A 20025-nucleotide genomic window follows, 5' to 3' on the forward strand; every position below is an offset into this window, starting at 1 on the left:
GGCGCATACGAGGTCGCGGGCGCGAAGCCCGCGGCCATCGCGTTCGAGGCGCCCGGGAGCACGGTCTCGAGCGCGTCCTTCACGGCCGTCGCGATGCGCCGCACCTCGTCGCCCTCCGTGTAGTGGCCGAGCGCGCGGACGACGCCGTCCGCGAGGTCGGGGGCGTACCCGAGGTCCTCGAGCGTCTTCGCGGAGGGCGCGCCGCCCGCGCGCTTCGCCTCGCGCACGGCGCCGATGCGGTGGAGCGTGTGCTTCGCCGTCTCGACGATCCACCGGTCGCGCTCGCCGACGTCCACCACCCGGATCGACTCGGGCCGGATGCTCGTGTAGACCACCCCTCCCTCGGGGCTGTACGTGCGGCTCTTGCCGACGACGGCGACGACCGCCGGGGGCTTGATCTCCGCGAGCGCGGCCGCGGCTTCGGGCTGGTACTGCCCCGCGTACACGTTGAACGTGCCCGTGGGGTCGTGGATCTGCGCCCGCCACATGTCGCCGCCCTGGCCCACGTTCTCCTTCGAGGTGAGGACGCCGACGACGAGGAGCCGGTTCACGCGCGCGCCGAGGGGGGTCACGACGTACGAGGGCGAGCGTTCGCCGCCCTCCTTGAATTCGAGCGTGCTCGGGCCGAACTCGGCCGCGAAGACGCGCTGCGCCACCTCGCGCGCGAGGCGGCGGTCGCCGTCCGCGCCGGCGGGGTCGTTCACGTCGGTCTCGACGCTCACGAGAGCACCTCCAGGACCTCGCCGAGGAGGCGTTCGGCGTCGGCCTTCACGTCGCCCGTTTCGGCGAATGCGCCCGCGGTCGCGATGAGGCTGAGGCCGAAGTCGTCGCTCAGGGCGTTGCCCGACACGACGAGGCGGCGGCCCGTGAGGCGCTGGACGAGCTCGTCGAGGACGACGTCCGTCGTCATCGCCTCGGAGGCGACCTTCTGCCACTCGGCGAGCGTGCGGCCCGAGAGCTTCTCGGTGCCTTCGCGGCCGAGGAAGAACGTGACCGCGCCCCAGCCGTCGTCGAGAACGGCCTTCACGCGCAGGTCCCAGGCGCCGTCGACCTTGCCGTGCACGCGGCATTCGCGCTTCTGGAGGACGCGGTTGCACTGGGTGCACCGCTGGATGAGGCCCGAGCCCTTCTTGACCTCGAGGACGACGCCCTCGAGGACGACGCCCTGGGCGCCGCCCGCGCGCTCGACCTCGCCGATCGTGAGCCTGCGGTCGCGCGCGAGCGCGTCGGCGGGCGCGAGCGCCGCGTCGTCGAGGAACTCGAGGGTCGCCGACTCGCCGAAGTTCAGGTTCGGGACGCCGCGCCACGACTTCACGTAGGCGTTGCGGATCTTCGCGACCGCGCCCGCGCGGATGGGCTCGGGCGACCAGGCCGTGAAGGGGACCTTCCCCGTCGCGTCCGCGACGATGCCTTCGATGACCTTGCGCTCGCCCTGCGCGCCGACGAGGATCTTCTCGCGGGCTTCGAGGAATCGCACCGTCACGGTCACGTTGTTCATGCCGTCGCGCAGCTCCCCGACGTGGCGGTCGGGCGCGACGCGCTCGGGGCCCGCCGCGTAGCCGTCCTTCACGGCGAGGTCGACCGCGGAGCGGGCGACCGTCGTGTAGTCGCCGAGGTTGACCTCGACGCCTTCGCGGAAGCCCTTCTTCACGTACACGTTCTTGATGTCGTAGACCGCGCCTCGCTCGAGGCCGAGGTCCTTCCACGCCGTGTAGGGGACCTTCGACGTCTCGTCCGCGAGGAAGCCGTAGAAGATGGTCTTCGCCTCGCCCTTCACGGTGATCTCCTTCGGGTTCACCGTGAGGACCTTCGCGAGGAGGTCGACGCCGCGGTCGCCCTCCGCGAGGTCCGCGAGGCGCTTCGCCCCGGCCTTGAGCGTGCCGCCGTGGTTGCGCACGATGTCGCGCTTGGCCTGCGCGAGGGGCACGCCGTATTCGAGATAACGCCGGAGTTCGTCCTCGACTTCGGCGCTCTCCACGCGGTTGTCGAGCGCCCGGGTGATTTCCTGGACATGGGGCGCGAGGTCCGTCTGCTGCATGGATGCGGTCTCCTTCGGACCGCCGCGGTGGACGGGCTCGCCCGGCAATGCCTGTCAGGGAGCCCGGGTTCCAGCGTGGGCTCGGTCCGGAACCCATGAACGCGCGCCTCGCCCATAAGCGCGCTCCAGGGTTCACCGAAAATGCGTCTGCGACCCCTGGGACCGGTGGATCCGGTCAATCCTCGTCGTCGTCCTTCCTCGCCTTGCGCGCGGCCCGGCGCCGGAGCGTGGGCCGGACCGAGAACCACGCCGCGCCGGCGACGACGGCCCCGAGGAGCGCGATGACCCACCAGAGGAGCCCGCCCCCGCCGGCGTCGACGGCGGCGAGCGCGCCGTAGCCGTGCACGAGGCCGGCGCCGGCCCGGCCCCCCTCCGTGTTCTCGACGTTCGGGACCTTGGTCGCGGTCGCCTTCAGGACCTCGGTGAGGCGCGTCGATTTCCAGCCGCGGTCCGGCTGCGCGCTCATCTCGGCGAGCTTCGGGTTCGCCTCCACCATGAGGGCGACGAGGCCGCCCACGACGGCCGCGGCGACGGAGGTGCCCGCGAGCGACTGGTAGCCGCCTCCGAGGGCCTCGGGCCACGCGGAGACGACGACGCTCGGAGCCACGACGTCGACGCTGCGCCCGTAGCTCGAGTAGTGCGCCATGTAGCCTTCGCGGTCCGTCGCGCCGACGCAGACCACGACGTCCAGGTGGCAGGGCGCCTGCACGAGGCCGCGCGCGCCGTTGCCGGAGGGGGCGACCACGATCGCGCCGCGCTTCGTGATCTCGTGGATGGTCGCCTCGGTCGCGGCCCCGACGACGCGCGACGGCAGCTCCGCGGGATCGCCGGGGACCTCGCGGCCGAGCGAGAACACGACGACGTGCGCCCCGTCGCGGGGATCCCCGTCGCCGTCCGGGTCCGCGGCCCATCGGAACGCGTCCGCGAGCGTCGCGTCGTCCGGAAGGAGATGCTGGCTCGCGACGCGCGCCACGATGAGCTTGGCCGCGGGCGCGAGCCCCACCTCGCCCGTGATCCAGTACTGCTTCAGCGGATTCCCCTGGAAGTGGCCGCGGCCCGCGATGATGCCCGCGATGTGCGTGCCGTGACCCACGTCGTCGTAGGGGTCCGTGTGGAAGCGTCCCTGGCGGTCGCCCGCGAAGTCCCGGAAGGCCGCGACCGTCCCCTGGAGGTCCGGATGCGTCGCGTCGATGCCCGTGTCGAGGATGGCGACGCGCACGTCGCGGCCCTCGACTTTCTCGTTCCAGAGGGGACGGCCGAAAAGCCAGGCCTTGTCGAGCGCGACGAGGCCCTTCACGCCCCAGGTCGTCTGCGCGACGTAGCCCGCCGCCCCCGCCTGGGCGAGGGGCGCCGTCGCAATGAGGAGGGCGACGGCTATCGCAGGCAGCGGGCGCATCAAGGGAGGTCGCACGGCCAAGCTATAAGGGGCTTTCGACCGGGCCCGGGGTCCTCGGTCCCGAGGGGTTCAAGCCCCGCGGCCCCGTCACCCCGGCCGTGGAGGTCCACCTCAACGCGGCCGTGAGCCTCGACGGGAAGCTCGCCCTCGCGGGGGGCCGCCCGCACCGCTTCTCGGGACCCGAGGACCTCGCGCGCGTTCACCGGCTGCGCGCCGACGCGGACGCCGTGCTCGTCGGCGTCGGCACCGTCGTCGCGGACGATCCGTCGCTCCTCGCGAAGGCCGAGCACCTCGGATCCGTTCCGGAGCGCCAGCCCGCGCGGGTGGTCCTCGACCCGCGCCTCCGGACGCCGCCCGCGGCGCGCGTGCTCGACGGGCGGACGAAGACCTATCTGTACGCCACGCGCGCAGGCGACGCTCCGAAGGGCGCCGAGATCGTCGCGGTGCCGGCCGGCCCGGGCGGGGTCGCGCTCGACGCCGTCGTCGCGGACCTCGCGAAGCGCGGGGTCCGGCGCCTCATGGTCGAGGGCGGCGGGCGGGTCCTGCGCGCCTTCCTCGACGCGGGCCTCGCGGACCGCTTCACGCTCTACGTCGCCCCCGTCGTGGTCGGCGAGGCGGGCGCCCCGGGGCTCGCCGCGGGCGCGGCCGCGGCGGACGCCTCCGGCGTCCTCGGGCTGCGCCTCGTCGCGGCCGAGCGGCTCGGGGCCGGCGTGCTCCTCGACCTCGCCCCGCGGCGGTGAGCCCCTGCGCTTCCTCGCGGACGAGATGCTCGGCACGCTCGCGCGGCGTCTGCGCCTCCTCGGCTACGACACCGCCTATGCCCGCGACGTCGAGGACCATTCGCTCCTCGTCCGCGCCCGCGCCGAGGGGCGCCGCCTCCTCACGCGCGACCGCGCCCTCGCCGCCCGCGCGGGCCCCGCGGCGACGCTCGTCGTCGCGACGGACCTCGACCGGCAGGTCGACGACCTCGTCCGGGCGCTCGGCCTCGCGCCCGATCCCGCGCGGTTCCTCTCGCGCTGCGCCGCGTGCAACGCGCCCGTGCGGCCCGCCCCCCGCGAGGAGGCCGCCGGCCGCGTCCCGCCCGCCGTTCTCGCCCGCCACGACGCGTTCTGGGCCTGCGACGCCTGCGGACGCCTGTATTGGCGAGGCACGCACGTCGAGCGGCTCGAGGCCTGGGCCCGCCGCGTCCTCGGCGCGTGATCCCGTCTGGTTTATCAAGGACGGCCACTTTCCCGGGCCTGATCATGGTTGATGTAGAGATCATCCCCGTCGGGGGATACAGCGACTTCGGTCGCAACATGACGGCCGTCCGCGTCGGTCGCGAAGCCGTCATCTTCGACATGGGCATCAAGCTCGACCGCGTGATGCTCGACGAGGACGCGGTCTTCGACGAGATGCAGCCCGCCGACCTGCAGAAGCTCGGCGCCATCCCGGACGACACCGTCCTCAAGAACCTGAACGCGAAGGTCGTCGCGATCGTCATCGGGCACGGCCACCTCGACCACGTCGGGGCGGTCGCGAAGCTCGCGCCGAAGTACCGCGACGCCCCCATCTACGCGGCGCCGTACACGATGCGGCTCATCGAGGACATGAGCCGCGGCTTCCGCGGCAAGGAGCGCCTCATCCCGAACAAGCTCGTCACGATCCGCGCGGGCGAGAAGCGCGACATCACGCAGCACCTCGGCCTCGAGTTCGTCCACATGACGCACTCGATCCCGCACACGGCCTTCCCGGTCCTCCACACGAACCGCGGCGCGATCGTCTACGGTCTCGACTTCAAGTTCGACAACATGCCCGTGATCGGGCCGAAGCCGGACTACAACCGGCTGAAGGAGCTCGCGATGGAGGGCGTCCTCGCCCTCGTCACGGAGTCGACGAACGCGGGCGACGAGACGAAGACGCCGAGCGAGACCATCGCGCGCGACATGCTGCGCGACTTCCTCTTCGGCATCGAGAACGAGCGCGACGGGCTCGTCGTCTCCACGTTCTCGTCCCACATCGCGCGCATCAAGTCCATCGCCGAGTTCGGCCACGAGCTGGGCCGCGAGGTCCTCCTCCTCGGCCGCAGCATGGAGAAGTATTCCTCCCACGCCGCGGAGCTCGACCTCGTCGACCTGCCCGCGACGACGCGCATGCACGGCTACGGCAAGAGCGTGCAGCAGGCGCTCAAGAAGGTGATGAAGAACAAGAGCAAGTACCTCGTCGTCGCGACCGGCCACCAGGGCGAGCCCGGCTCGCTCCTCGTGCGCATCGCGAACAAGGAGCTGCCGTACCGCGTCGAGAAGAACGACCAGGTGATCTTCAGCGCGAACGTCATCCCGACGCCGACGAACCGCGCCAACCGGCACCTCCTCGAGACGAAGCTCAACATGCAGGGCGCCCGCATCATCAAGGGCGCGCACGTGTCGGGCCACGGATCGCGCGAGGACCACCGCGAGCTCCTCACGATGCTCGAGCCGCGCCACATCTTCCCCGCGCACGGCGGAATCGACCTCCAGAGCCAGTACGTCGAGCTCGCCGAGCGCCTCGGCTACCGGATGAACGAGACGGTCCACGTGATGCGCAACGGCCAGCGCTACACGATCCCGCGGGAGCGAGGTCATTGAGCGTCCTCAAGGCGATCAAGGTCTACGCCGAGCACACGGACCGCGCGCTCCTCACCTGCCTCGACGACGTCACGCCCGAAACGCTCCGCGCCGCGTGTCTCCACTACCCGGCCGCGGGGGGCAAGCGCCTGCGCCCCGTCATGGCGCTTCTCGCCTGCGAGGCCGCGGGCGGCGAGCGCGCCCGGGCGACGCCGCTTGCCGTGGCGCTCGAGCTCATCCACAACTTCAGCCTCATCCACGACGACATCATGGACCGCGACGACCTGCGTCGCGGGATCCCCACGGTCCACAGGAAGTGGGACGAGGCGACCGCGATCCTCGCGGGCGACACCCTCTTCGCGAAGGCCTTCGAGCTCCTCGCCGCGGGCGGCGCGGACCCCGAGGTCACGCGGCGCGTCGTCCTCGACGTCGCCGTCATGGGCCGCGTCCTCTGCGAGGGCCAGGTCCTCGACATGGCCGGCGAGCGCGAGGACGTGACGAAGGACCGCTACCTCGACATGATCGACCGCAAGACCGCGCGCATCTTCGAGGTCGCGGCCCGTTCAGGCGGCCTTCTCGGCGGCGCGACGGCGTCGCAGGCCGACGCCCTCGGAACCTACGGGCGCGACTTCGGCCTCGCTTTCCAGATCCACGACGACGTGCTCGACCTCGTTTCGACCACGGAGGTCCTCGGCAAGCCCGCGGGTTCCGACATCCGCGCGGGCAAGAAGACCCTCGTCGCCGTCCTCGCGCACGCGCGCGCGGACGCGAAGCAGCGCGCGACCCTCGCGCAGGGGTTCGGGAAGATCGACGCGACGGAGGCCGAGGTCGCGGCCGTCCTCGACGTCTTCCGCGCGACGCGCGCGCTTGCGGACGCCGAGGCGGAGGTCGCGCGCCACACCGAGCGCGCGATCCGGGCGCTCGAGGCGCTGCCCCCGGGATCGAGCCGCGACCTGCTCGCGGACCTCGCCCGATGGGGCGCGACGCGCACGAGCTGATCACGCGGGCCGGCGCGAGGCCGCGAGGATCATGAGTCCCGCGATCGACGCGAGCCCGAAGAGCGCGGCCGCGACGCGGTTCCCGGCGTTGTAGGCGGTCGCCGCGAAGAAGGCCTGCCACACGACGACGGCCGCGACGACGAGCGCGAAGACCAAGCGCGCGAAGGACACCCGCCCGGGAGCGCGTCCGCGCCGCATAAGGGCCGCGCCCGAGGCAAGGGTCAAGAACGGGAACCCCCGTTGACGCCGCGTGAGCGACTGGAAGCCCCGGGCCGAGGCCCTCGCGCGCAAATACGCCCTCGAGAACGCCGTGAAGCACGGCGGCAAGGCCACCCCCGGCGCGGTCATCGGTAAGGTCCTCGCCGAGGACCCGGCGCTCCGCGCCCATGCGAAGGAGGTCCCCGCCGTCGCGGCGGCCGTCGTCGCGGACGTGAACGCGATGGACGCCGCAGCGCAGAAGGCCGCCTTCGACGCGACCGCGCACGAACGCGTGGACCTCGCGCGCAAGAAGGAGGACACGGGCCCCCTCCCCGCGCTTCCCGACGCCGCGGCCGGGAAGGTCGTCCTGCGCTTCGCGCCCAACCCGAGCGGGCCGCTCACGCTCGGCCACGCGCGCGGCGTCATCGTCTCCTTCGCCTACGGCGAGAAGTACGACGGCACGGTCATCCTGCGCTTCGACGACACGGACGCGACCGTGAAGCGTCCGATGCCGGAGGCGTACGCGTGGATCCCCGAGGACATCGCGTGGCTCGCGGGCCGCGCGGCCGACCGCACGTTCCGGGCCTCCGCGCGCATCCCCCTCTATTACGAATGGGCCGCCAAGCTCGTCGACGTCGGCGGCGCCTACGTGTGCGAATGCACGGGCGACGACTTCCGCGTTCTCAAGGAGCGCGGCGAGCCGTGCCCGCACCGCGGCCAGGACGTCGCGACGAACGCCGCGAAATGGAAGCGCATGACGGACGGCGGCTACAAGCCCGGCGAAGCCGTGCTCCGCGTGAAGACCGACATCCGGCACCGCGACCCCGCGCTGCGCGACTGGGTCGCCTTCCGCCTCGCGCGCGACCCGCACCCGCTCGAGGGCGACACGTACCCGGTCTGGCCGCTCCTCGACTTCCAGAGCGCGATCGACGACCACGTCGAGGGCGTCACGCACATCATCCGCGGGAAGGACCTGCGCGACTCCACCGAGAAGCAGGCCTTCCTCTACCGCCACCTCGGCTGGACGTACCCGCACACGCTCTACTGGGGCCGCGCGAGCGTCCACGAGTTCGGCAAGTTCTCGAAGTCGATCCTGAGCGAAGGCATCAAGTCCGGCGAGTACTCCGGATGGGACGACCCCCGTCTCCCCACGCTTCGCGCGCTGCGCCGCCGCGGCTTCGCCGCCGAGGCGATCCGCGCGTTCTGGCTCGCGTTCGGCCTCAGCGAGAAGGACGTCGCCGCGAGCATGAAGACCCTCGAGAGCGAGAACCGCAAGGTCGTCGAGCCCACGGCGCACCGGTTCTTCTTTGTCGACGATCCGCGCGAGATCCGGGTCACGGGCGCGCCCGCGCTCGCGGGCGAGGCGCCCCGCCACCCGGACCGTCCGCAGGACGGCATGCGACGCTTCTCGATCGCCGCGGCGCCGGACGGCGCGCGCGTGCTCCTCGCCGGGACCGATCACGACGAGGTCGCGAAGCCGGGCCGGAAGGTCCGCCTCAAGGACCTCGCGAACCTGCGCTTCGTCGCCGACGGCGTCGCGGAGCACGCGGGGAACGACCTCGCGTTCCTCAAGGAGGCCGACCGCATCGTCCACTGGGCGCCCGTCGACGGCGTTCCCGTCGAGGTCCTCATGGACGACGGCTCGACGAAGCGCGGCCTCGCGGAGCGCGGCCTCGCCGACGAGAAGGCGGGCGCGATCGTCCAGTTCGAGCGCTTCGGGTTCGTGCGCCTCGAGGCCGTCTCGAGCGCGGGCGTGAAAGCGGTCTTCACCCACAAGTAGCCCACAACGTCTTTGAGGCGGGCGGGCGCTCGCGCCGCGTGCGCATCGTCTCCCTCGTGCCGAGCCTCACGGAGACCCTGTTCCACCTGGGCCTCGACCGGGAGGTCGTGGGCGTCACGAATTTCTGCGTGCATCCCAAGGGCGCGGTCGCGCGCAAGCGGCGCGTGGGCGGCACGAAGAATCCGGACGTGAAGGCCATCCTCGCGCTCGAGCCGACGCTCGTCGTCGTGAACACGGAGGAGAACCGGCGCGAGGACGTCGACGCCATCGCGAAGGGCGGCGCGCCGGTGCACGTCACGGACATCCGCACCGTCGCGCGGGCGGTCGACGCCGTGCGCGGGCTCGGCGAGGCGACCGGCGCCATCGGCCCCGCGAAGGCGCTCGCGAAGCGGCTCGAGGAGGCGGCCCGCGAGGCCGCCGCGCGACGCGGGCCCCCGGTCAAGGTCTACTGCCCGATCTGGCGGGACCCCTGGATGACGATGAACGGCGACACGTACGCCCACGACGCGCTCGCGCACGCGGGCGCCGCGAACGTGTTCGCGGACGCCTCCGCGCGATGGTGCGACGGAACGCCCGCCGAGGCCCTCGCGCGCGGCGCCGAGGCCGCCCTCCTCCCGTCCGAGCCGTACCCCTTCTCCGGCAAGCACGTCGACGACCTCGTCGCGGCCGGGTTCCCGCGCGCCCGCGTGGGCCTCGTGGACGGCGAGGCGCTCACGTGGTACGGGGTCCGGACCGCGCGGGGGCTCCACGCGCTCGTCGACGCCGTCGACCGCGTGCGCCTCCCCGGGCCCCGCGGCCTATAAATACCCCCTCGACCTTGTCCGCCGTACCTCACAGCCCATGACGCCCTTTGCGGCGGAGGCGCGGCGCGTGACGCTCCCGTGAGCGTCCGGCGAAGACGTCCCCGGACGTCGTCGCGTCTCCTTCTCTCGGCGTCCTCGGGCCCAGGAGGGTCCACCATGGCGATGTACGTCCGTTTCGAAGTTCCCAAGGAGATCCAGGACAAGACCTACGAGGCCATCGAGGGCGCGCGCGACTCCGGCGCCGTCAAGAAGGGCACGAACGAGGTCACGAAGCTCATCGAGCGCGGCCAGGCCAAGCTCGTCGTCATGGCCGGCGACATCACGCCCGAGGAGGTCCTCGCGCACATCCCGCTCCTCTGCGAGGAGAAGGGCGTCCCGTACACGTACGTCTCCTCGAAGCAGGAGCTCGGCACGTCGGCGGGCCTCGAGGTCGCGACCGCGAGCGTCGCGATCACGGACGCCGGCCGCGCGAAGCCCCTCGTCGACGAGATCGCCGCGCAGGTCGCCGCGCTCAAGCGCTGAACGAGGTGACGTGAATGGCCGAAGAGGAAGACGTTGGTATCCCCGCCGAGGTCGTCGAGATCATCGGCCGGACCGGCATGACCGGCGAAGCGACGCAGGTCAAGGTCCGCGTCCTCGACGGACGCGACAAGGGCCGCATCATCACCCGCAACGCCTTCGGGCCCGTGCAGATGGGCGACATCCTGCTCCTGCGCGAGACCGCCCGCGAGGCGAAGAAGCTCAACATGAGGTAATGTCATGGTCGACAAGCGCGACTGCTCGTTCTGCGGCAAGCCCATCGAGCCGGGCACGGGCAAGCTCTACATCAAGAAGGACGGCACGAAGTACTGGTTCGACTCCAGCAAGTGCCAGGCCAACCTCGTGGAACTCAAGCGCGTCTCGCGCAAGGTCAAGTGGACCACGCACTACGTGAAGGGCGTTGCCGGCGCGTCCGGCGCGGCCGCCACGTCGAGCGCGGAAAACGCGCCGAAGAAGGCCAAGAAGCAGGCCGCCGAGACGCCCGCCGCCCCCGCCCCGAGCGAGAGCTGAGCCCATGGCCGAGCGCGTCTTCGCCATGGTCAAGCCCGACGGGGTCCAGCGCGGCCTCGTGGGCGAGGTCGTCCGCCGATACGAGGCCCGCGGCCTCAAGGTCGTCGGCCTCAAGCTCATGCAGGTGCCGAAGAGCCTCGCCGAGGCGCACTACGCGGAGCACCAGGGCAAGAAGTTCTACGACGGCCTCGTGAAGTACATCACGAGCGGCCCCGTCGTGGCCCTCGTCGTCGAGGGGAAGGACGCGATCAAGGTCGTCCGCACCGTGAACGGCGCGACGAACCCCGTGGACGCGGTCCCGGGCACGATCCGCGGCGACTACGCGCTCGACATCGGGCGCAACGTCGTGCACGGGTCGGACTCCCCCGAGTCGGCGGCCCGCGAGATCGGCCTCTACTTCACGAAGGACGAGCTCGTCCAGTACGAACTCGCCACGAAGTCCTGGGTCCAGGAATAGTCCCGCCGCGGGCTCGCCCGCGGCCTCCTTTTCTTTCCATATCAACTCCGGCGAGCGGAGCGGCCACCCCGCAGGGGGCAAACCTTCATGTCCCGGACCCGACAGAATGCCCGGCTCCAGGCTGATTCCCGTGAAGGCCCTCCCCACCCTTCTTGCCGTCTTCGCTCTCCTGGGCGCCGCCGTTTCGGTGGCGGCCGCGGAAGGCGAGCACGAATCCCGCGCCGACCGCGCGGGCCGGATCCTCGAAGGCGACTCCGCGCGCCTTGCGGCGAAGCTCGACGCTTGCGCCGCGCACGCGCGCGAGACGCGCTCGCGCGATGCCGCCCTCGACTGCTTCGCGTCCGCGCGCGCCGAGGCGCGCGCCGTCGCCGACCGTCTCGCGGCCGCCCGCGAGCGTCTCGCGGCCGCGAAGGCCGACCACGAGACCCGCGCGGCCGCCCTGCGCGCGCTCGACGCCGCCGCCGCCGAGGCCGCGGGTTCCGAACGCTTCATGCGCGCCTGCGCGGAGCGCCTCGGCGGCCTCGACCGCCGCGCGACCGACGGCGCCTCGGAGGCCGTCAAGGAATGTCTCGCGAAGGCCCGCGCGCACGCGGCGAACCTCGCGCGCGCCGCGGGACGGAACGCGACCGCGTCTGCCGACCACGAAGCGCGCATCGCCGCCGCGCAGTCCTTCCGCGCGGCCGCGGAGCGGTTCCACGCGGAGCAGCGCGCCGAGATGGAACGCCTGCGCGAGGCCTTCGAGGCGAAGCACGCGGGTCTGCGGGAGCGCCATCAGGCGGCAATTGAGGCCGAGCGCGCGAACTGGACCGCGGCGAAGGCCGCGGCGCGCGAGGCGTGCGCGGCCGAGAACGGCACCGCCCGCGCGGCGTGCATGCGCGCCGCGCTCGCGGACGACCTCAAGGCGATCAACGAGCGCCTGAAGGCCCTGCGCGCGGAGCTTCGCCTCGAGCACCAGGAGGCGGTCCGGGAAGCGAAGGCCCTCGTGAAGAAGTTCCACCAGGAATCCATGGCCAAGTTCCGCGCCGCGATGCGGGCCCACGGCGCCGACGTTCCGGAGACGCCGTTCGCGGAGGTGAGCGAGAAGCGTCACGACGAAGCGCCGGAGGACGCCGCCCTGGAGCTCCTCGCCGCGGCCCTCGAGGGCGGCCCGGAAGCCCCGAACGAGGAAGCAGCCGAGGCCCACGCCTCGAACGCGACCCATGCCGACACGGGGGCGAGCGCCTGAAGTCCGCGCTTCCCGCCCTCGCCGCCGCGCTTCTCGCCCTCGCCGTCGTCCCCTCCGCGCTCGCGAACGACCCCGGGGGCGACGAGGCCCACCACGGAAGCTCGAACGAGTCGGACCTCGACGAGCCCGACTTCGCGGAGGATCCCTTCGCGAACGAGACGGGCTTCGACGACGCGATGGCCGACGCGGAGGCCGAGGCGAACGCGACCTCGAAGGGGGACCCGGGCGACCCGGCGGCGGGCGCGAACGACACGCGCCGCGACCTCGACCGGGCCCCGCCCGCCGGGGGTTCGAAGCCCGCCGCGACGCCGCTTCCGGCCGTCGCCGCGCTCGCCGGCTTCGCGCTTGCGGCCCTCGCGCGGCGGCGCTGAGCAAACGTGAAGCCGCGCCGCGCGCTTTGCGGCGCATGACCTCCACGGTCGTGCGCCGCGCGACGCGGTCGGACGCCGACGCCTTCCTCCGGCTCGTGGACGCGCTCGCGCGCTACGAGAAGCTCGACCCGCCCGGCCCCGAGGCCCGCGCGCGGCTCGTCGAGGACGCCTTCGGGCCGCGCCCGCGCTTCGCGCTCCTTGTCGCCGAGCGCGCAGGCGCGATCATCGGCTACGCGATCCTGGTCGAAACGTACTCGAGCTTCCTTGCGCGCCCCACCCTCTATCTCGAGGACGTGTTCGTCGCCCCGGAGGCCCGCAACAAGGGCGCGGGCCGCGCGCTCGTCGCCGCGTGCGCGAAGGAGGCGCTCGCGCGCGGCTGTCACCGCCTCGAAGGCGTCGTGCTCGACTGGAACGAGCCTGCGCGCGGCTTCTACGCGGCGACGGGCGGGGCCGTGCTCGACGACTGGCGGCTCCTCCGCTACGATCGCGCGGCGCTCGAGCGTCTTGCGGGTTGACCCGCCTTTCGCGAGCCGGGTCTTTTTTATACCTCCATGGGATAGTCGGCCACCTCAGGGGGATCCCATGGTCACGCGCCAACCCATCGTCTCCGTCCTCGGCCACGTCGACCACGGCAAGACGAGCCTCCTCGACCGGATCCGCGGGTCCTCCGTCGCGAAGCGCGAGGCGGGCGCGATCACGCAGCACATCGGCGCCTCCGAGATGCCGCTCGACGCGATCCGCGAGGTGTGCGGCCCGCTCATGAAGGGTCGCGACTTCCGCGTGCCCGGCCTCCTCTTCATCGACACGCCCGGTCACCACGCGTTCTCCACGCTCCGCGCCCGCGGCGGCGCCCTCGCCGACCTCGCGATCCTCGTGGTCGACATCACGGAGGGCTTCAAGCCGCAGACGAAGGAGGCGCTCTCGATCCTCCGGAAGAACCGGACGCCCTTCGTCGTCGCGGCGAACAAGATCGACAAGATCCACGGATGGGATTCGAAGCCGGGCCAACCCTTCATGCTGAGCGTCAAGGAGCAGTCCGAGAGCGTCCAGGGCCGTCTCGACGAGCGCGTCTGGGAGGTCATCGGCGCGCTCACCTCCAACGGCGTCCCGAGCGCGGACCGCATCGACCGCATCACGGACTTCACGAAGGCGATCGCGGTCGTGCCGCTCTCCGCCCACACCGGCGAAGGCATTCCCGACCTTCTCCTCACGCTCGTCGGTCTCGCGCAGCGCTTCCTCGAGGAGCAGCTCGCGACGAGCCTCGAAGGACCCGGCCGGGGCACCGTTCTCGAGGTGAAGGAGGAGCGCGGCCTCGGTCTCACGCTGGACGTCATCCTCTACGACGGGCACATCCGCGCGGGCGACACGATCGTCCTCGGCGCGCTGGGGTCTCCGAAGGTCACGAAGGTGAAGGGGCTCCTGAAGCCGAAGCCCAAGGACGAGATGCGCGACCACCGCGAGCCGTTCTCCTCCCTCAAGGAGGTGTACGCGGCAAGCGGCCTCAAGATCAGCGCGCAGGACCTCGAGGGCGTCCTTGCGGGCGCGCCGCTCGTGGTCGCGCGCGGCGACGACCTCGCCGCCATCCGCGAGGAGGTCTCGAAGGAGGTCGCGATCGACATCGAGACGGCCGACACGGGCGTCTTCGTGAAGGCCGACACGCTCGGTTCGCTCGAGGCCCTCGCAAGCGAGTGCCGCGACCGCAAGATCCCGATCAAGCGCGCGGAGGTCGGCGACATCTCGCGCCGCGACCTCATCGACGCGGAGAGCATCCAGGACCCCCTTCGCAAGGCCATCCTCGCCTTCAACGTGAAGCTCCTGCCGGACGCGAAGGACTTCCTCGCGCACCCCGACAACAAGGTCGCCTCGTTCCAGAGCGACATCATCTACCACCTCCTCGACGAATACGAGGCGTGGATCAAGACCAAGACCGCGGACCTCGAGCGCGACCGCCGCGCCACGATGACCTTCCCGGGCAAGGTCTCGATCATGCCGGACCACATCTTCCGCATCTCGAAGCCCGCGATCGTGGGCGTGCGCATCCTCTCCGGTCGCCTGCGCGTGGACCAGAAGTTCCTGCGCGACGACGGCCGCACCGTCGGCGTCGTGAAGAGCATCCGCCGCGGCGAGGAGTCCGTGAAGGAGGCGCTCCCGGGCGAGGAGGTCGCGGTCGCGATCGACGACGTGACGATCGGGCGCCAGATCAGCGCCGGCGACGTCCTTTACGTCGACGTTCCCGAAGGCGACGCGAAAACGCTCCTCAAGTCGACGAACCTTCTGAACTTCGACGAGATGGAGATCATGAAGGAGGTCGCGTCGATCCGCCGCAAGGAAGACAAGTTCTGGGGCATGTGAGGAGGGCCGGTCGCGCCCCTCGGGGGGCGCGACGGGTTCGGGGCCTTACAGCGGCACTCCGTGGCACGAGCCTGCGGGCTCGTGCCACTTCGTGCCAGAGAAGGGGGCTATCCGCCCCCTCCTCTGGACTTCTCCCGTGGACCCGGGGGCTGCCGCCCCCTGGACCCCCGACCCAAACCCGCGTTCCTTGTCGTACGGGGCTCGGGTTTCACGGCTCCCTTTCGCGTGCGCGTGCGAGGGCGCGCGTGAGGCGCCTCTTGCGACGGTCAACCTTCTGAACCCGGGCGCGAACACCGGCTGCGGTCCCGGTCCCAGTCCCGGTCCCGGACCCGGTCCCGGCGCCCGGACCCGGTCCCGAAGTCCGGTCCCGAAGCCCGAGCCCCGACACCGAGACGCGACGCCCGGTCCCGCGGCGCGTGCCCGCGCGCAACGCCGCGCGCGGGTTCTCGAGGACACGGGTCGTGCGAGACCCTTATGGAATCCTCCGTCGATGGGCGTGTGGAACCATGCTCGCGCGATGGCTGAAGAAGTCGAAGCTGAAGCGCATCGAACGCAAGCTCAAGCGTCTGCACACGGAGCAGAAGGACGTGCGGCACGCGCTTCACGACCTCGACGAGGCGCGGCGCAAGGGTAAGGTCACGGGACCCGATCACGCCGCGAAGCACGCGAAGCTCGAGGCGCGCAAGAAGGCGCTCACGGACGAGGTCAACACGCTCATGACCGAGGAGCACGCGCTCAAGGCGGAACTGGCGAAGCCCGCGGGCTGACCTCGCGCTCCGTCGCGACCCATGCGGCGCCCGCGGCGGCCGCCACGAGGAGGACGGCGAGGGCGGGGGGCGCGAGCCCGTAGAGCGCGCCCGCGACGACGCCGCCCGCGAACGTGCCGAGGCTCATCGCGGTCGAGAGCGCGCCCTGAGGCGCGGCGCGGCCGGGTCCCGCGCGGCGCGCGAGGAGGCTCGGCAGGAGCGCGGAGAGCGTGCTCTGGCCCGCGAAGAAGACGAAGGCGCCGAGGGCGACCGCGGGGAGGCCGCCCACCGGCGAGGCGACGAGCGCCGCCCCGAGGCCGAGCGCGGCCGTCGCGGCCGCGAGGACGACGCCCGCGCGGCCGCGGTCCGCAAGCCGCGCGCCCGCGAACATCGCGAAGCCGCCCGCGACGACGGCGACGGCGAGGAGGCGGCTCGCCTCGGCTGGTGGGAGGTGACGCGCCGCTTCGAGGGGGAAGACGAGGAGGACGGCGGCGAGCGACGCGTTCACGACGAACCCCGCGCCGTAGAGGCCGCGCGACCCGACCGCCGGGTCCTCCGCCGATTCCATCGGCGCGGGCGCGGGAACGGCGGAGACGGCGACGGCCGCGAGGGCGAAAATCGCGAGGGCCCCCTGCGCGAGGAAGAGGCCGGGAACGCCCACGGCGGGGGCAAGGAGCGGGCCGAGGACGAGGCCGAGCGTGAACGTCCCGCCGATCGCGGCCCCCATGAGGGCCATGCGGCGCGTGCGGCGCGTCGGCTCGCCCGACTCCGCGGCAAGCGCCATCGCGATGCCGTTCACGGCGCCCGCGCCCGAGACGAAGCGCGCGATCGCGAGGACGACGACGTGGTCCGCGTAGGCCGCGACGACGCTTCCCGCGGCCGTGAGCCCGAGCCCGAGAAGAATGGCGCCCTTGCGGTTCCAGCGGTCCGCGAGGAGGCCGAACGGGACCTGGAGGAGCGCGGCCGCAAGGGCGTACGCGCCGAAGGCCACCCCGACGAGGAGGAGCCGACCGTTCGCGTCCGCCGCGAAGGGCGCCGCGTCGAGCGCGAGCGCGTACGGCGTGAAGACGGAGAGGACGAGCGAGAGCGCGAGGATGCGCAGGCTCACGACCGCGAGGGCGAGGGGGAGGCCGCTTCGTCGCTCCACGTCCGCGCGAGGGGCGCGATACTATACAAGCGCGTCGGAGGCGTCATCCGATGACCATGGCGTCGGGCTCGATCGGGATGGGCTTCGAGAAGCGGTCGAGCAGGTAGGGTTCGAGGTCGTAGGCGGGCTTGCGGCCGAGGACGAGGTCGGCCGTGATGCGCGTCGTGACGGGCGAAATCATGAATCCGTGGCCCGAGGCGCCGTTCAGCTGGAGGAAGTTGTCGAGACCGGGCGAGGGTCCGAGGACGGGCTTGTTGTCGGGGGTGACGTCGTACGTGCCGGCCCATTGCCGGAAGGCCTTGACGTCGGCGAGCGTCGGCACGAGGTCGACGATCGCGCGCGCGATGTCGCGCATGAACCGGAAGCTCGACCCGAAGTTGATGCCCGGCCGCTCGCCCTTGTGGCCGATCCCCGCGATGACCTCGCCGCGCATGTCCTGGTTGAGGTAGAGACCGTTCCTCAGATCCACGACCATGGGGTCGAGGAACGGCTTCAGCGCCTCCATGACCACGATCTCGTGCCGGACCGGGACGTTCGGCAGCGCGACGCCGGCCATCGCGGCGACGTCGCGCGACCACGACCCGGCCGCGTTGATGACCCAGTCGGCGCGGATGGGTCCGCGCGAGGTCTCCACCTCGACCACGCGGCCGCCCTTCGCGACGAGGCCCGTGACCTCCGTGAACGTCTCGACGTCCACGCCCATCTTCCGACACGCCTTCCAGTAGCCCTGGACGACGCTCCAGGGGAAGATGATGCCGTCGCTCGGGGAGAACGTGCCGCCGACGACGCCATCGAGGTTCACGACGGGGGCGAGGACGTGCGCATCCTCGGGCGTCACGAGCCGGCTCCTGACGCCGTGCGCGTTCTGCACGGCGACGTTGCGCTTGAGCGTCTCGACCGTGCGCTCGTCGTACGCGAGAAACAGGTAGCCGCCCTGGCGGAACCAGACGTTGAAGCCTAGCTCGGGCGCGAGGGCCTTGAACGCGCGGATGCTGTCGCGCGCGAGGACGAGATTGTCCGGCGTCCCCCATTGGGCGCGCACGCCGCCGCCGTTGCGGCCGCTTGCGCCGTAGAGGACGTACTTCCGCTCGAGGACGACGACGTCCGTGACGCCCGCCTTCGCGAGATGGTACGCGACGCCGAGCCCGTTCACGCCGCCGCCGATGACGACGACGCTCGCCCCGCGCTTCACGCGTCGTCCTCCTCGGCCGCAAGGAAGCGGAGCGGGATCGGCCGCGTGGGTGGACGGTACGTGATCGCGCCGAGCGCGGCCTCGTCCTCGCCCGTCATCTCGGCGAGGATGCGGCGCGCGAGCACGACGCAGCTTTTTCCCTGGCAGGGGCCCGTCGCGAAGCCCGTGTAGCGCTTGAGCGACTCGAGGTCCGCGAAGCCGTCGAGGACGGCGTCGCGCAGCTCGTCCTCGGTGACGTCCTCGCAGGCGCACACGATGCGCTTCGGGGTCGTCATCGCGTGGCCTCCATCGCGCGCCGCGCGGCCGCGGCGCCCGCCCGCGCGCCCTCGGCAAGCGACGTCTCGACGTTGCGGGACCCGGCCGCGGCGCCCGCGGCGTGGAAGGCGCCGACCCCCGTCCAGCCGGTCCCGTCCACAACCGCGTGAAAGCCGCCTTTCGCGGCGTCGAACGCGACGGGCGCGCCCGTCTGCTGCAATAGCTCGGGCCTGGGCGTCGCATCGTGGGCCGCGAGGAGGGCGTCCGCGTCGAGGCGCTCGACAACGCCCGCGCGCTCGACCTCGACGGCCTCCACCTGCGTCGCGCCGAGGACCGCCGCGACGCGCCGGCCTTCGAGGCGGACGACGCGGGCCGGCGGATCCCACGCAGGCTTCACGCCTTCGTCGACGAGCGTCACGTCCGCGCCCGCGGCAACGAGCGCTTCGCAGGCGACGAGCCCGTCGGGCGTCGCGCCCGCGACGACGACGCGCTTGCCGGGGAGAACGCCGTGGTCGGCGAGGAGCGCGATGGCGCCGCGCGCGCCGAAGACGCCGGGGAGGTCGTTCGAGGGAACGAGGGGCGGATTCTCGTAGGAGCCGGTGGCGAGGACGATCGCGCCCGCGCGCCAGGCCGCGAGGCCCTCCGCGTCCATCGAGACGAGCCGGGACTCCTCCGCGTACCAGGCGACGGCCTCGGTCGAGGTCCTGATCTCGACACGGTGGCGACCGGCGCGGTCAAGGAGGTCCGCGAGCGCGGCGGGGCCGTCGGGCGCGCCCGCGACGGCGCGGGTCCAGGTCCGGAGCCGGCCGCCCGCGCGGGGCGAGGATTCGAGGAGGACCGTCCGAGCGCCCGCGGCCGCGGCGGCGACGGCGGCCGCGAGGCCCGCCGGTCCGGCGCCGACGACGAGGACGTCGGCCGTCCCCTCGCGGACGGGCACGGCCGGCGTCGCCTCGGCGGGGATCGAGGGCAGCTCGCCGCGGCCGGCCATGCGCCGGACGACGATCTTCTGCACGTCGCGCGCGACGGGAAACCGGGCGAACTGCGTGTGGTAGTCGAGGTAACGGGGATAGGCGCGGTCGAGGAGGCCGAAGACGTCGGTTGCGGCCGAAGGCCAGGCGTTCTGGGATTCGACGACGGCGCCCGCGCGGGCGGGCTCCAGGCATGCGCGCACGCTCGGCCGGCCGTCGACGCGAACGACGCAGTTTGCGCACGCGCCCGCGTTGCAGAAGAGGCCGCGCGGACGGTGGTATCGGAGGCTTCGCGAAAGGACCTTCACGCGCGCGGCGTGCAGGGCGGCCGCGAGGGTCTCGCCCTCGTGCGCCTCGATCGCCCGTCCGTCGAACGTGAAGCGGATGGGCTTTCCGCGGGTGCGCTCGATGCGCTCGACCACGGCCTCACGCCCCCCGGGCGCGGGCGGCGCGTTCGGTCACGG

General features: G+C 72.4%; 22 protein-coding genes and 1 pseudogene. 15 read left to right on the forward strand and 8 right to left on the reverse strand.

The window, feature by feature from the left end:
• The 3 genes from VM889_05610 to VM889_05620 all read right to left on the reverse strand — a co-directional run.
• Nucleotides 1-722, reverse strand: a 722-nt coding sequence (locus tag VM889_05610; protein ID HVL48013.1) for a hypothetical protein, incomplete at its 3' end; no start/stop codon positions are given.
• Nucleotides 719-2038 (reverse strand): replication factor A, encoded by a 1320-nt coding sequence (locus VM889_05615; GenBank protein HVL48014.1) that lies wholly within the window; start codon nt 2036-2038, stop codon nt 719-721. The genes VM889_05610 and VM889_05615, both read right to left, overlap by 4 nt.
• Nucleotides 2039-2213: 175 nt before the next feature.
• On the reverse strand, nt 2214-3434 hold the full coding sequence (locus VM889_05620) for a S8 family serine peptidase (GenBank protein ID HVL48015.1): 1221 nt from the start codon (nt 3432-3434) through the stop codon (nt 2214-2216).
• Between the two features lie 98 nt (nt 3435-3532).
• On the opposite strand from VM889_05620, the gene VM889_05625 reads away from it, so the two are divergent.
• The 4 genes from VM889_05625 to VM889_05640 are packed head-to-tail and all read left to right on the forward strand — an operon-like array spanning nt 3533 to nt 7017.
• On the forward strand, nt 3533-4174 hold the full coding sequence (locus VM889_05625; GenBank protein HVL48016.1) for a dihydrofolate reductase family protein: 642 nt from the start codon (nt 3533-3535) through the stop codon (nt 4172-4174).
• Between the two features lie 4 nt (nt 4175-4178).
• Nucleotides 4179-4634, forward strand: a complete 456-nt coding sequence (locus VM889_05630) for a Mut7-C RNAse domain-containing protein (protein HVL48017.1) — start codon at nt 4179-4181, stop codon at nt 4632-4634.
• Between the two features lie 44 nt (nt 4635-4678).
• Nucleotides 4679-6040: an RNase J family beta-CASP ribonuclease gene (locus VM889_05635; protein ID HVL48018.1), complete on the forward strand. Its 1362-nt coding sequence runs from the start codon at nt 4679-4681 to the stop codon at nt 6038-6040.
• Nucleotides 6037-7017, forward strand: coding sequence for a polyprenyl synthetase family protein (locus VM889_05640; protein ID HVL48019.1), 981 nt, complete (start codon nt 6037-6039; stop codon nt 7015-7017). The genes VM889_05635 and VM889_05640 overlap by 4 nt, the downstream gene beginning before the upstream one ends.
• Here VM889_05640 and VM889_05645 read toward each other — a convergent pair whose 3' ends face one another.
• Nucleotides 7018-7188, reverse strand: a complete 171-nt coding sequence (locus VM889_05645; GenBank protein HVL48020.1) for a hypothetical protein — start codon at nt 7186-7188, stop codon at nt 7018-7020.
• Nucleotides 7189-7267: 79 nt separating this feature from the next.
• Between VM889_05645 and VM889_05650 the strand changes: the two genes are divergently transcribed.
• The 11 genes and pseudogenes from VM889_05650 (at nt 7268) to VM889_05700 (ending at nt 16020) form a co-directional block, all read left to right on the forward strand.
• The gene (locus VM889_05650) at nt 7268-8995 is read left to right on the forward strand and encodes a glutamate--tRNA ligase (GenBank protein HVL48021.1); all 1728 of its coding nucleotides are present in this window, start codon (nt 7268-7270) and stop codon (nt 8993-8995) included.
• A 38-nt stretch (nt 8996-9033) separates the two neighbouring features.
• Nucleotides 9034-9798 (forward strand): helical backbone metal receptor, encoded by a 765-nt coding sequence (locus tag VM889_05655; protein ID HVL48022.1) that lies wholly within the window; start codon nt 9034-9036, stop codon nt 9796-9798.
• Nucleotides 9799-9954: 156 nt separating this feature from the next.
• Nucleotides 9955-10320, forward strand: coding sequence for a 50S ribosomal protein L7Ae (rpl7ae, locus tag VM889_05660; protein HVL48023.1), 366 nt, complete (start codon nt 9955-9957; stop codon nt 10318-10320).
• 14 nt (nt 10321-10334) lie between these two features.
• On the forward strand, nt 10335-10553 hold the full coding sequence (locus VM889_05665; GenBank protein HVL48024.1) for a 30S ribosomal protein S28e: 219 nt from the start codon (nt 10335-10337) through the stop codon (nt 10551-10553).
• A 4-nt stretch (nt 10554-10557) separates the two neighbouring features.
• Nucleotides 10558-10716 (forward strand): annotated as a pseudogene (locus VM889_05670) (50S ribosomal protein L24e).
• A gap of 136 nt (nt 10717-10852) precedes the next feature.
• The gene (gene ndk, locus VM889_05675; GenBank protein ID HVL48025.1) at nt 10853-11305 is read left to right on the forward strand and encodes a nucleoside-diphosphate kinase; all 453 of its coding nucleotides are present in this window, start codon (nt 10853-10855) and stop codon (nt 11303-11305) included.
• 106 nt (nt 11306-11411) lie between these two features.
• Nucleotides 11412-12530, forward strand: coding sequence for a hypothetical protein (locus VM889_05680; GenBank protein HVL48026.1), 1119 nt, complete (start codon nt 11412-11414; stop codon nt 12528-12530).
• A gap of 176 nt (nt 12531-12706) precedes the next feature.
• Nucleotides 12707-12901: a hypothetical protein gene (locus VM889_05685; GenBank protein ID HVL48027.1), complete on the forward strand. Its 195-nt coding sequence runs from the start codon at nt 12707-12709 to the stop codon at nt 12899-12901.
• A gap of 35 nt (nt 12902-12936) precedes the next feature.
• The gene (locus VM889_05690) at nt 12937-13416 is read left to right on the forward strand and encodes a GNAT family N-acetyltransferase (protein HVL48028.1); all 480 of its coding nucleotides are present in this window, start codon (nt 12937-12939) and stop codon (nt 13414-13416) included.
• Nucleotides 13417-13483: 67 nt separating this feature from the next.
• Nucleotides 13484-15253: a translation initiation factor IF-2 gene (gene infB, locus VM889_05695; protein HVL48029.1), complete on the forward strand. Its 1770-nt coding sequence runs from the start codon at nt 13484-13486 to the stop codon at nt 15251-15253.
• A gap of 506 nt (nt 15254-15759) precedes the next feature.
• Nucleotides 15760-16020: a hypothetical protein gene (locus VM889_05700; GenBank protein ID HVL48030.1), complete on the forward strand. Its 261-nt coding sequence runs from the start codon at nt 15760-15762 to the stop codon at nt 16018-16020.
• Here the strand turns inward: VM889_05700 and VM889_05705 are convergent.
• Genes VM889_05705 through VM889_05720 form a run of 4 tightly spaced genes read right to left on the reverse strand, consistent with a single transcriptional unit; the run spans nt 15989 to nt 19983 of the window.
• On the reverse strand, nt 15989-17146 hold the full coding sequence (locus tag VM889_05705; GenBank protein ID HVL48031.1) for an MFS transporter: 1158 nt from the start codon (nt 17144-17146) through the stop codon (nt 15989-15991). The genes VM889_05700 and VM889_05705 overlap by 32 nt on opposite strands.
• Nucleotides 17147-17189: 43 nt before the next feature.
• Nucleotides 17190-18338: an FAD-binding oxidoreductase gene (locus tag VM889_05710; protein HVL48032.1), complete on the reverse strand. Its 1149-nt coding sequence runs from the start codon at nt 18336-18338 to the stop codon at nt 17190-17192.
• Nucleotides 18335-18613, reverse strand: a complete 279-nt coding sequence (locus VM889_05715; protein ID HVL48033.1) for a (2Fe-2S)-binding protein — start codon at nt 18611-18613, stop codon at nt 18335-18337. The genes VM889_05710 and VM889_05715 overlap by 4 nt, the downstream gene beginning before the upstream one ends.
• Nucleotides 18610-19983, reverse strand: coding sequence for a 2Fe-2S iron-sulfur cluster-binding protein (locus VM889_05720; protein HVL48034.1), 1374 nt, complete (start codon nt 19981-19983; stop codon nt 18610-18612). Before VM889_05720 ends, VM889_05715 begins: the two co-directional genes overlap by 4 nt.
• Nucleotides 19984-20025 lie beyond the last annotated feature (42 nt).

This window comes from Candidatus Thermoplasmatota archaeon, from assembly GCA_035540375.1.
Taxonomy (GTDB): domain Archaea; phylum Thermoplasmatota; class SW-10-69-26; order JACQPN01; family JAJPHT01; genus DATLGO01.